Origin of the sequence: Nonomuraea sp. NPDC049486, assembly GCF_040676925.1 — a bacterium.
Taxonomy (GTDB): domain Bacteria; phylum Actinomycetota; class Actinomycetes; order Streptosporangiales; family Streptosporangiaceae; genus Nonomuraea; species Nonomuraea ferruginea.
The window spans coordinates 146487-158279 of sequence record NZ_JBFAPV010000013.1 but is presented as its reverse complement, the minus strand read 5'-3'; the positions used below and the strand labels follow the sequence as shown (position 1 = coordinate 158279).

Annotated in this window: 10 protein-coding genes; 2 read left to right on the top strand and 8 right to left on the bottom strand. The window is 73.8% G+C overall.

The window, feature by feature from the left end; all coding sequences use genetic code 11:
* Positions 1-44 precede the first annotated feature (44 nt).
* On the bottom strand, positions 45-653 hold the full coding sequence (locus tag AB0K05_RS32835) for a TetR family transcriptional regulator (protein WP_364234361.1): 609 nt from the start codon (positions 651-653) through the stop codon (positions 45-47).
* Positions 654-805: 152 nt separating this feature from the next.
* Here AB0K05_RS32835 and AB0K05_RS32830 point away from each other — a divergent pair, with 152 nt between their 5' ends.
* Positions 806-1363, top strand: a complete 558-nt coding sequence (locus tag AB0K05_RS32830) for a flavin reductase family protein (protein ID WP_364234359.1) — start codon at positions 806-808, stop codon at positions 1361-1363.
* An 81-nt stretch (positions 1364-1444) separates the two neighbouring features.
* Here the strand turns inward: AB0K05_RS32830 and AB0K05_RS32825 are convergent, their stop codons facing one another.
* The 4 genes from AB0K05_RS32825 to AB0K05_RS32810 form a co-directional block, all read right to left on the bottom strand.
* Positions 1445-2260 carry an IclR family transcriptional regulator gene (locus AB0K05_RS32825; RefSeq protein ID WP_364234356.1) on the bottom strand — a complete coding sequence of 272 codons (816 nt, stop codon included), beginning with the start codon at positions 2258-2260 and terminating at the stop codon, positions 1445-1447.
* A gap of 106 nt (positions 2261-2366) precedes the next feature.
* Entirely contained in the window at positions 2367-3527 is a 1161-nt protein-coding gene (locus AB0K05_RS32820; protein WP_187281126.1) for an ABC transporter substrate-binding protein, read from the bottom strand.
* A 33-nt stretch (positions 3528-3560) separates the two neighbouring features.
* A complete protein-coding gene (locus AB0K05_RS32815; protein WP_364234353.1) occupies positions 3561-4400 on the bottom strand; it encodes an ABC transporter permease in 840 nt (279 codons plus the stop codon).
* Positions 4397-5197 carry an ABC transporter ATP-binding protein gene (locus AB0K05_RS32810; RefSeq protein WP_148031149.1) on the bottom strand — a complete coding sequence of 267 codons (801 nt, stop codon included), beginning with the start codon at positions 5195-5197 and terminating at the stop codon, positions 4397-4399. The genes AB0K05_RS32815 and AB0K05_RS32810 overlap by 4 nt, the downstream gene beginning before the upstream one ends.
* A gap of 96 nt (positions 5198-5293) precedes the next feature.
* Here AB0K05_RS32810 and AB0K05_RS32805 point away from each other — a divergent pair, with 96 nt between their 5' ends.
* On the top strand, positions 5294-6520 hold the full coding sequence (locus AB0K05_RS32805; protein WP_222708915.1) for a CoA transferase: 1227 nt from the start codon (positions 5294-5296) through the stop codon (positions 6518-6520).
* Positions 6521-6661: 141 nt separating this feature from the next.
* Here AB0K05_RS32805 and AB0K05_RS32800 read toward each other — a convergent pair whose 3' ends face one another.
* From AB0K05_RS32800 to AB0K05_RS32790, 3 genes are read right to left on the bottom strand one after another with little or no spacing between them, the layout of a single operon-like run.
* Positions 6662-8815, bottom strand: coding sequence for a hydantoinase B/oxoprolinase family protein (locus AB0K05_RS32800; RefSeq protein WP_364234349.1), 2154 nt, complete (start codon positions 8813-8815; stop codon positions 6662-6664).
* A 24-nt stretch (positions 8816-8839) separates the two neighbouring features.
* Complete coding sequence (locus AB0K05_RS32795) at positions 8840-10936, bottom strand: hydantoinase/oxoprolinase family protein (RefSeq protein WP_364234346.1); 2097 nt, start codon at positions 10934-10936, stop codon at positions 8840-8842.
* Positions 10933-11766 (bottom strand): SDR family oxidoreductase, encoded by an 834-nt coding sequence (locus AB0K05_RS32790; RefSeq protein ID WP_364234344.1) that lies wholly within the window; start codon positions 11764-11766, stop codon positions 10933-10935. The genes AB0K05_RS32795 and AB0K05_RS32790 overlap by 4 nt, the downstream gene beginning before the upstream one ends.
* Positions 11767-11793 lie beyond the last annotated feature (27 nt).

The window sequence follows — 11793 nt, the reverse complement described above, 5'->3', positions numbered from 1 at the left end:
GGGAGCCCCGGCAGGAGGGCGAATCCCGCTGAACGGGAGCGACGTCAGGCGTTCGAGCGACCGGCGAGCAGGAGGCGGCAGGCGATGCGCAGGTCGCTCTCCATCTGAGGAATCGGCAGCCGCCCGTTGAGCCCGGACTGCAGCACCCCGTACCAGCACTGGACGAGCAGCCGCACCAGCGTGACGTCCATCGGGGTGGGCTCGTCGACGGCCAGCGTCCGCAGGATGATGTCGCGGGAGGTGTCCTCGACGCGCGCGGCGTCGGCGACCACGGACGGGTTGGCGGTGCTGGCCGACTGGAGCATCGCGGCGGCCAGCGCGGGCCGGCGCAGGAGCTGGCGGCTGGCCTGGACGAGCACGTCGGCGACCGCGTCCTCGGGGCAGGCGGCGGGCTCCGGGCGGCGGAGGCTCTCGCTGAACCGGTCGATCTGCTCGGCCAGCACCGCGGTGAACAGGTGGGTCTTGGACGGGAAGTAGCGGTAGAGGGTGGCGATGGCGACCCCTGCCTCCTTGGCCACCTCGTGCATCTGCACGCGCTCCAGGCCCCTGTCGGCGCCGATCCGCGCCGCCGCCCCGAGGATGCGCAGGTGGCGGGCCCGCTGCTCCGGCGAGCTGGGCTCGGCCGGTGTCCTGACCTCGGCGATCCTCGGCACCTTCTCCCCCCGACCGGTCTGTGGGATGGCACGACCCTACACACCCGCGCGCCCGTGGACCTGGGAGTCTTCCACTCAACGGGATCCCGGGGGTGGAATGCCGGAGGGGGGTTTGTAGGTTCGAGTCGTCAAGCGCACGTTGAGGGGAAGCGATGACAGCCGAGTTCGCCGACGCCGAACCCCTGATCGACCCACCTACCACGGCCGAGTTCCGCAGGGCGATGGGCATGTTCGCCAGCGGGGTGACCGTGGTCACCGGCCTCGACGACGGCGAGCCGGTCGGGTTCACCTGCCAGTCGTTCGCGTCGGTGTCGCTGGAGCCGCCGCTGATCCTGTTCTGCGCCGATCACCGGGGGCGCGCCTGGCCGCGCATCAGGAAGAGCGGCCGCTTCTGCGTGAACGTGCTGGGCGAGGACCAGGTCGAGCTCTGCGGCCGGTTCGGGGCCGGCACCGGCCGGAAGTTCGACGGCCTCGGGTGGGATCTGTCCCGCTGGGGCGTCCCCGCGCTGCGCGACGTGCTGCTGCGGGTGCACGGCGAGGTGCGCGACGTGCACGTCGCGGGCGACCACGACGTGGTCATCGGTCTGGTACGGGAGCTCGAACCGGTCACCGAGCAGCAGCCGATGCTGTTCTACCGCGGCCGGTTCGGTCTCGGCGAGCAGCGGCCCGGCGAGCCCGGCGCCAACCTGTGGAGCTGGGGCGACTACTGAGTCCGGCCCGCGATCCCCTGGACAGGAGCAAGGACCGGCGCACGACGATCGTCCGGGCAGGAGCGTGGGCTGCCGCGGGGATCAGGACCGGTCGCCTCGTCCGGCGGTGAGCAGCCGGTCGATCGGTCCGGGGAGCCGTCCCCGATGCGGCACGCGGGCGGCGTGCCGGAGCGGCTCCGGCTCGGGGAACAGCGCGCGCGACGCCTGACGCGCGGCGTCGCGCACCAGCGGCGCCACCCGCTCCAGCGGCGCGCGGGAGTCGCCCGCCAGCGAGATGCCCGCGACCGGGCCCTCGGGCCCGCGGATCGCCGCCGCGACCGACGCGATGCCGGGGAAGCAGTCGCCGCGTTCGAAGGCCAGCCCGCGGCGCTGCCGGACGCGGTGCAGCTCCTGGTGCAGCGAGCCGGGGTCGCCGATGAGCGCCTCCACCCGTTCCGGCTCCAGCCAGGCGAGGATCGCCCGGCCGAGCGCGGTGGCGCGGGCGGGCGCCCGGCCGCCGACCCTGGACGGCACCGACCGCGCCAACGGGCCGCCCGCCTTGTCCAGGAAGCGCACGTCGGCGCCGTCGAGGACCGCGAGGTGGACGACCAGGCCGGTGCTCAGCTGGAGCTCGTGCAGCAGCGGCGCGGCGGCCTCGCGGATCCGGCCGTGGCCGCCGTCGCCGCCGAGCCCGAGCGCGCGCCGGCCCAGGCGGTAGCCGGACGAGGTGTGCTCCAGCCAGTCGAGCCTGACGAGCTGGTCGAGGATGCGGTGCGCGGTGGAGCGCGGCAGCCGGGTGCGGCGGGCGACGTCCTCCAGGGTGAGCAGGGCGGCGCGGCCGGCGAACGCGTCCATGATGAGCGTCATCCGCTCGACCATGGACGGCGGCGGCTCCGCGCCCGCGTTGAGAGGGGTCATCACACCTCCCAAATCTGAAATGAATTCTTGCGTGGACCCTAACAACGGGACGTACCCGTGGGAAGGCCCGGCGCCGTCACGCGCCGGGCCCGGGACACCCGTGGGGTCAGGAGGCGCTGTGGCCCACCGCCCTCGCGTAAAACGAGCGGTCCACGTACCGGTCCTCCGCGATGACGTCCGCGTACTTCACGGTCTTGAAGGCGATGAACACCTTCTGCTCCGACTCGCCGGTCCCCTGGCGGATCTCCCAGTCGAAGGTGAGCGACGGCGTGCGGGTCAGCGAGTCGCGCGGCTGCTGGGTGCCCTCCGCCATGGCGTCCAGCACCTTGTCGTCCTTGATGTAGTCGCCGTCCAGGTAGGTGTTGACCGTGCGGATGTACGCGCGGACGAACGCCTGGAGCACCTCGGGCCGCTCCTCGATCATCGACTTGCCCGCGTAGAAGCCGCCGAGCGGCTCACCCGCCGGCTGCCCGCCGACGAGCACGTAGCTGTCCGGCTGGTCGGCCGCGGCCAGCCAGTACGGGTCCAGCAGCCAGGCGGTGTCGATGGCCTTGTTGGACAGCGCGGTCATCAGGTCGGCGGCCGGGAGCTGCTTGATCTCCATGTCCCCCAGCGTGATGCCGTGCTCGCGCAGGGCCTTGTCCATCGGGTAGGCGATCGCGGAGGCGGCGCCCACGGTGGAGCCGAGGGTCTTGCCCTTCAGCTCCTTCAGGTCCGGATCGGCCGGATCGGAGAAGATGTCGCGGCGGGCCCACAGCCCGGTCTGCGGCTGGGACAGGTCGGCCGCCTTCGGCTCGACGAAGTTGCCCAGCACCCACTTGATGTCCAGCCCCTGGCTGACCGCGTTGAACAGGCCCGCCTCGGTGCCGCCGTACGAGACGTCCACCCGGCCCGCGGCGAGCTGCGGCATCGCGTCGGCGAACGGCAGGACGGAGAACTCGATCTTCAGGTTCTCCTTCTCGAACTCGCCCTGCGCCATCCCGACGAAGATCGGCGCGAGGCTGCTGGAGCGGGACGCGGAGGTCATGCGGATGGTCGCGGGCTCCTTGAGCGGCTGCGCCGCGGGCGTGCCCGCCTCGCACCGGGCGATCTTGCGGTCCGGGCTCAGGTCGGCGGGGTCGACGTACGAGTCCGGCCCGCAGCCCTCGACGGGCACGACCGCGCCGAGGTCGGTGGCGGGCGCGGCCGACGGCTCCCCGCCGCCACCGCCGCACGCCGCGGCGGACAGTAACAGCAGCGCGGCGCCCAGGACGCGGAATCTGGACATGGGTTCCTCCAGGATGAACATGCGGAAGGGGGGTCAGGTCGGGATGATCGCGTTGTCGTCGGACGTCCACCGGATGAACAGCCGGCCGATGGCCTTCACCAGGAGCGCGAACAGGTAGCCGATGAGGGCGACGAGCACGATGCCGACGTAGCTCTGCTCCAGCAGCAGCAGGGTGCGGCCCTGCTCGATGAGATAGCCGAGACCCTGGTCGCTGATCACGAACTCGATGCCGACGAGCATCAGGACAGAGACGCCGGCGGAGATCCGCAGGCCGACGAAGATCTCCGGGAGCGCGGCGGGGAGCAGCACGTGGCGGAACATCTCCCACCGGTTGGCGCGCAGCATCAGCGCGGCCTCACGGTAGCCGGTGGGCACCGCCATGACGGCCGACATGACCGAGATCCAGACGAAGAAGTAGACGGTCGCCGCGATCAGGACCACGACCGAGGTGTCGCCGAAGCCGAAGATGGTCAGGAAGATCGGCAGCAGCGCCAGCTTGGGCACGGTGTACCAGGCCCAGGAGAAGGGTTCGAGCGCCGCGCGCAACACCCGCGACATGCCCATGAGCAGGCCGACCACCAGCCCGCCCGCGGCCCCCAGCAGGTAGCCGAGTATGACCCGGCGGACGCTGGTGACGGTGGCCTCGACCAGCTTGCCGTCCTCCCACAGCGCGACGAGGCCCGGGATCAACCGGCTCGGCGGCGGGTAGAGGAACGGGTCCACCAATTCGAGCACGGCGCTGAGCTGCCACAGCACCACGAACCCCACGGGCACCGAGACGCCGAGCACGACCTTGGTCGCGTTCCAGCGGCGGCGGGTCCGTACGGGATGCAGTTCGGCCACCCCGGGACGGCGGTACAACGTCGTGCTCATCGCGGGTCCTTCCCGGCGTCGAACTGGGCGACGACCTCGGAGTGCAGGCTCGACCAGAGCTCGCCGCGCAACTTGGCGAACAGGGGATCGGTGCGGATGGCGCTGGAGCGGGGGCGCTCGAACGGGACGTCGATGTCGGCGATGACGCGGCCGGGCCGCGCGCTCATCACGACCACCCGGTCACCGAGCAGCAGCGCCTCCTCCAGGCTGTGGGTGACGAACACGACCGTGCGCCGCCTGGCCTGCCAGATGGCCAGCAGCTCGTCCTGCAGCACCTCGCGGAGCTGGGCGTCGAGCGCCGCGAACGGCTCGTCCATGAGCAGGACCTCGGGGTCGATGGCCAGCGCGCGGGCGATGGAGACGCGCTGGCGCATGCCGCCGGACAGCGCGCTGGGGTAGACGTCGGCGAAGTCGGTCAGCCCGAGGCGGCCGAGCCAGTCGTCCACCGTCTCACGCCGTTCGGCGGGAGGCCGGCCGCTGAGCCGGAGCCCGAGCTCGACGTTGGCGCGGACGGTCTTCCACGGGTAGATGCCGTAGTCCTGGAAGACCATCGCGATGGGGATGCGGTTGTCTCCGGAGATCTCGACCGCGACCTCTCCCGAGGACGGCGCCAGCAGGCCCGCGATGATCTTCAGCAGGGTCGACTTGCCGCAACCTGACGGCCCCACCACGCAGAGGAACTCGTCATCGCCGATCGACAGGTCGACTGGTCCCAGGGCGTGCACGGTCGAGCGGCCGGTCGTGACGAAGGAGCGGGTGACGTCGCGGGCGGCGATGCGCCGGCCAACGTGATCCATGGGTCTCCCTGTCGGCGAGGGGATATTAGATTTAGCATTGCTATTATTTACAAGATAGTAATGAGAATAGAGACAAGTCAACGATCAGGAGGCAACGTGGCGGTCCGGCTGCTCGAAGGTGTCCGCGTGGTGGAGTTCGCTCTCCTCGAAGCGGGGGGTGTCGGCACCGTCCTCGCCGACCTCGGCGCCGACGTGGTGAAGGTGGAGCGTCCCGGCGGGGGCGACTACATCCGCCAGGTCGGGTGGCCGTTCGTGAACGGCGTCTCCCTCATGCACCACCACCTGGGCCGGGGCAAGCGCAGCCTCGCCCTCGACATCCAGCGGCCGGAGGGCGCCCGGCTGGCCGCCCGCCTCGTCGAGGCGAGCGACGTCGTCATCGAAGGCATGCGGCCGGGCGTGCTCGCCCGGCGCGGGCTCGGCTCGGCCGAGCTGCGCGAGCGCCACCCCGCGCTGGTGTGGTGCACGGTCTCCGGGTACGGCACCACCGGCCCGTACGCCGGGCTGGCCGCGCACGGGGTGGCGTTCGACGCCTGGGCGGGCGGGCTGCGGCTGGGGACCGACGAGCGGGGGTTCGCCTCGGCCGAGCTGAACGTGCCGCTCGGGACCCGGGTGGCGCCCCTGCTGGCGGCGAGCGCCATCCTGGCCGCGGTGCTGCGGGCGGCGCGCACCGGACGCGGGTGCGCGATCGACATCGCCCAGGCCGAGGCGGCCGCGTCGGTGGACTGGCTGACGATCGAAGGGCACCGGGCGCATCTGCGGCCGGCGACCGAGGTGACCGGCAACCCGTCCGACGGCGGGGTACGCCGCGAGCCGGGCACGGCGGGGATGGGCGACAGCGTGCGCTACCAGGTGTACCCGAGCGCCGACGGGCACGTCCTGATCATGGCGACGGAGCGGAAGTTCTGGGAGCGGTTCTGCCACGCGGTCGAGCGGCCCGACCTGCTCGGCGACACCCCCGGCGGAGAGGTCGCCGACCACGCGCTCGGCGACCACCGGCTGCGCGCCGAGCTGACCGAGATCTTCCGCACCCGTGACACGGCCGGCTGGATCCGGCTCGGGCTGACCGCCGACGTGCCGATAGCGCCGGTGAACTCCCCCGCGACCCTTCCCGCCGATCCGCACTTCGCCGCCCGCACCCCGTGGCTGCCCGCCGCCGAGTACGGCGCCGACCTGCTGCCGCTCCCCGTCCACCTGGAGGACGAGGAACTCGCCCGCCCCTCCCCCGCCGCCACCCCCGGTCAGCACACGGACGAGGTCCTGACCTCCCTGGGCGTCCCGGCGTCCGAACTGGCCGAACTCCGCGAAGCCGGCGTTCTGGGCTGACCCCCAGCGGTCCCTGAAGACGACGCACCGCGAAACCGCCACCCTGGGTCTATTCAGGGCGGCGGACCGCGCCGTGAGGTCGGGGCGTCGTGGCCGGCGGTGACGGAGCCCGCCTGATCTGGACGCCCTTGCTCGGCGAGCTCAGAGCACCTCGATGGCTGCCAACACCGGGTCGCCCGTGCGGCAGACCTGGACGTCGATCTGGACGGCGCAGGCCGGGCAGTAGAGGCGCCGCAGGACGAAACGGTCAGCGCCCTCGTACACGGCTCCGAGCGGGCTGCGCTCGGCCGGGGAGGCGTCGGACACGACGAGGTGCTCGTACACGTTCCCGGCCGCGCCGCCCAGCACGGTGCCGCACCGCCCGCACGCCACGACGCCCTCCCGGTGCGGCGCGTCGCCGGCCGGTGGGAGGAGGTCGAGGACGGCCGAGAGGGGACGGCCCTGGCGGGAGGGGGCAGGGGGCGCGGGCGGTCGGCCGATCCTGGCGTGCCTGCGGTCGTCGCGGCACCGGGACGTGGCGGGCTCGTCGACGCGCAGCCCGTCCGGCCGCCGCGGGTCGCCGGTGACGACGACGCCGTAGTCGCGCAGCGCGCCGCGTACCGACACCAGGCCGTCCAGGACGTCGTCCAGCACGGCGGCCGGGTCGCGGTCCAGCGGGTCGCCCAGCCCGCCGCCGCCCTGGGAGACGGAGACCAGCAGCTCGCCCGTCCGGATCGGCACGGTCGCCGACGGCATGGGCAGCCGCCGCTCCCCCTCGTCCGCCAGCCCCGCGAGATCGGGCACGACGGCCACGACGCTCTGCCCGCCGTACTCGCCCCCGCACACCCCCGCCGCCAGCGGATGCTGCAACCCCTGGCCGAACGACATCATGGTCATCGAGGCCCCGTCCCCGTGCGGGGTCAGCGCGTGCAGGGTGCCGACGCCGCCGCGGTGCCGTCCGGGGCCGCCGGTGTCGGCCAGTTCGGCGCGCCGTTCGTACAGCAGCGGCAGGTACGCCTCGTTGACCTCGACGTTCGCGCACGACGCGCCGGGCGAGGTGGTGTAGCCGGAGGAGTCCGCGCCGTCGCAGGACCAGGTGGCGCCGCCGCCGCCGGTGATCTCGTCGAGCGTCATGGTGGCGTACGAGGTGCCGTCGCCGCGCTCCCCGTGCACCGTCCCGCCCCCGCCGCCCGCGGCCTGGCAGCTCGCCATCACCAGGTGCGCCAGGTCCCGCGACGCCTCCAGCATCCTGGCGAGGCACGCGTTGACGGAGACCCGGACCGCCTGACACGTGGCGGCGGTGCTCATGGCCACCCCGGCGGGCCACCGGGCGTGCACGACGGTGCCCTCGCGGCTGCGGATCCGCACGACCGGCCACACCCCGCCGGGCACCCAGGGCAGGCCGCCGCACAGGTAGATGAGCACGCCGCCGATCGCGAACCCGGCCAGCGCGGGGTAGGCGGCGTTGATGGTGCCGGGCGCCTGCGGGTCGCTGCCGGTGAAGTCCAGCTCCAGGTCGTCGCCGCGCTTGGTCATGGTCAGCCGCACCGCGTACACGGCCTCGATGGTGCCGCCGTGCGGGCGGTACTCGACGTAGGCGACGTGCCGCCAGCGGCCGTCCGGCAGCGCGCGCAGCCGCTCGCGCAGCAGCGCCTCGGTACGCTCCAGCAGCCGGTCCATGACGGCCGCCACCGCGTCCGCGCCGTACTGCCCGCACAGCCGGCCCACCTCGGCGGTGACGCTCCGGTTGGCGGCGACCTGGCCGACCAGGTCCAGCCGGTTCAGTTCGGCCGTACGGGAGCGTACGAGATATTCGCGTTCGAGGTCGCGGCGCAGCCGGCCGCCCTCGACGATCCGCACCGGAGGCATGGGCACGGCCTCGTCGAAGATGGAACGGGCGTCATACGTGATGCCGCCCGGGTTGGGGCCGCCCACGTCCGCCTGGTGGGCGGTGGAGCCGCACCAGCCGACGAGCTCGCCGTCCACGAAGATGGGCGCGACCACGACCACGTCGGGCTGGTGCAGGGTGCCGATGTAGGGGTCGTTGGTGACGAACTGGTCGCCGGGGCCGAAGCCGGGGTTGTCCGCGTAGTTCTCCAGGATGTCCCGTACGACCAGGTGCATCGAGACGACCTGGGCGAGCACGTAGCGGCCGCAGCAGACGACCCGCCCGTCCGGCGCCATGATCGCGGTGTTGAGGTCCCTGGCCTCGGCGGCCAGGTGCGAGCCGGACAGCCGTGCCAGCACCGCGGCCGCGTCGTCGTTGATCGTGTCGAGCCGGTGCCTGAGCACCTCGAACGTGATCTCGTCGATCATCGCTGTTCCTTGTCAGCTCGGGGATCAGGTCAGGTGGAGGTGGCCGCCGGCGTCCATGCGCGCCCGGCGCCCCGGGGGGAGCACGACGGTGGTCTGGCCGGACTCGACGAAGGCAGGCCCGGTGATCTCGCAGCCGGCGCTCAGGCGGCGCCAGTCGTAGACGGCGCAGCGGTGCTCGGCTCCGGCGAACCAGGCGGCCCGCTCGTCCACCGGCTCGGCCGCGCCGCCCGGCCGCGTGGCCGGGGGCGACACCGGCACCGGGGCCACCAGCTCGACCCGGACGCCGACCGCCTCGACCGGGGTGCCGTCGGCGGCGGTGCCGGCGCCGACGATCTCCTCGTACCGCTTGCGGAACTCCGACTCCAGCCGCGCCAGCTCGGCGGCGTCCACCGGCACGGCGACCGGCAGCTCGATGCGGCGCTGCTGGCGGTAGAAGCGCAGGGCCACGGTGTGGCGCAGGACGGGGGCGCGGCCGGACACCGCCGTGACGCTGTCCACCGCGCCGGGCAGGTCCGCCTCGATGCCGCCGGCCAGCTCCGCCAGCGCGGCCGCGACGGCCGGGCCGGCCTCGGCGACGGGCCCGGGGACGAGGCCGCGCTCGACGCCGATGCTCAGGTCGCTGGACACCGCCCCGTACGCGGACAGCTCGGCGGCCAGGTTCGGGATGATCACGTCCGTCGCACCGAGCCCGTCGGCGTACCAGCTCACGTACTGCGGTCCCGCGCCGCCGAAGGCGACCAGCGCGAACGCGGACGGGTCGTGCCCGCGCTGGATCGTGGTGCGGCGTATCAGGTCGCGCATCTGGTCGGCGGCGATGCGGACGATCCCCTCGGCGGCGGCCACGACGCCGATGCCGAGCGGCTCGGCGATGTGCGCGCGGATCGCCTCGCGGGCGGCCGCCACGTCGAGCGGCATCGACTCGCCGAGCCTGCTCAGGTAGCCGAGGACGGCGGAGGCGTCGGTGAGCGTCGGACGGGTGCCGCCCCGGCCGTAGCAGGCCGGTCCGGGGTCGGCGCCCGCGCTGCGCGGGCCGACCCGCAGCGCGCCCAGGCCCCGGTCGAGCCAGGCGAGGCTGCCGCCGCCCGTGCCGATGGACTCGACCTCGACCACCGGGATGGCCAGCGCGTGCCGGTGCACCATCGGGGTGCTCGCCCGCTGCATGGCGCCGCCGATGACGAGCCCGACGTCGAAGCTGGTGCCGCCGACGTCGGTGGCGACGACGTTGGCGTGCCCCAGCTCGGCGGCGAGCGCGGCGGTGGCGGCGAGCCCGGCGACGGGGCCGGAGCGCAGGGTGTTCACCGGGGCGCGCAGGGTGTGCTCGACGGGTTCGGCGCCGCCGCCGGTGCGCAGGATCATCAGCACCCCGCCGAAGCCGTCCTCGCGCAGCCGTTCCTGCAGCGCGCGCAGGTAGGTGGCGACGACCGGGGCCACGTACGCGTCCAGCACGGCGGTGGACGTGCGCTCGTACTCGCCCACCACCGGGGCGATGGCGGAGGAGCAGGAGACGTGCACGCCGGGCAGTTCCTCGGCGACCAGGGCGGCCAGCCGCCGCTCGTGCCCGTCGTTGACCGGCGACCACAGCAGGCAGACGGCGACCGAGTCGGCGCCGCGCTCGGCGAGGCGCCGGATGGCGGCCCGGGCCTGCTCCTCGTCGAGCGGCCGCACGACGGCGCCGGACACGTCGACGCGCTCGCTGACGCCGGCGATGCGGGAGCGGGCGACGAGCTGGTCCGGCTTGCGCCAGCGGACCGGCATGGTGACGTCCAGCTCGTCCAGGCCGTGCAGCTTGTTGGCCTTGGCGATGGGCAGCGTGGACTCGAACCCGGCGGTGGTGAGCAGGCCGACGCGGGCGCCGCCGCCGGTGAGGAGCGCGTTGAGCCCGACCGTGGTGCCGTGGGTGAGGATCACCGTACGGGACAGCAGTTCGGACAGGGTGAGGCCGAGCCCGGCGGCGGCCTGCCCGATGGAGTCGAGCACGCCCTGCTCGACCCGGCCGGGGGTGCTGAGCGCCTTGCCGACGCCCAGGCGGCCGTCGGAGAGGGTGACCACGGTGTCGGTGAAGGTGCCGCCGGTGTCGACGCCGATGAACGCCTTGACGCCGCTCGTCTCCGTCTGGATCATGCGGCGGCCCCGCCCGCGACCGGGAGGTTCACTCCGCTGACGAACGAGGCGGCGTCGGAGACGAGGAACTCGACGGCGGCGGCCACCTCGTCCGCCGACTGGCCGCGGCCGAGCGGGATGGTGCGGGCGAGCCAGTCGGCCAGCGGGAGCCCTTCGCGTTCGGCCAGCCTGACCAGGCCGGGGTTGGGGAACCGGGGGTCGCCCGGGTGGACGCCGAGCGGGCAGACCGTGTTGACCCGGATGCCGAGCGGGCCGAGCTCGCCGGCGAGCGCCGCGGTGAGGTGGTTGACCGCGGCGCGGGCCACGCCGACCACGCCGGCGTCGGCGACCGGGGTCAGGCCGGCGTACGAGGAGAGGGTGACGATGGCGCCGCCGCCGGCCGCGGTGAGCGGGGGCACGCAGGCGCGGGCGATGAGCCAGGCGGCGGTGAGGTTCCAGTCCAGGCCGCGCTGCCAGGCGTCCGGGCCGGTGGCCGCGAGCGGACCGTCGCCGAGCGCCGGGCCGGTGGCGCCGACCATGTTGCAGCAGGCGTCGAGGCGGCCCAGCTCCCCGACGGCACGGGCCACGAGCTCCTCGACCGAGGCCGGGTCGGTGGGGTCGACCGGGAACGCGGCCACCGGCCGCCCGGCGGCCTCGGACACCTCGGCCGCGACCTCCGCCAGCTTCGCCGCCGCCACCCTGCCGGTGCCCGCGTCTCCCTGGGACACGTCCACGGCGTCGGCGAGGACCAGCCGCGCGCTGGCCCTGGCCAGCCGTAGCGCCGTGGCCCGGCCGATGCCGGGCGGGCGGGCCGCTCCCACCACCAGGATCGCCTTCGCGCTGAGGTCCATGCCACCTCCACTGATATTATTGTCTTA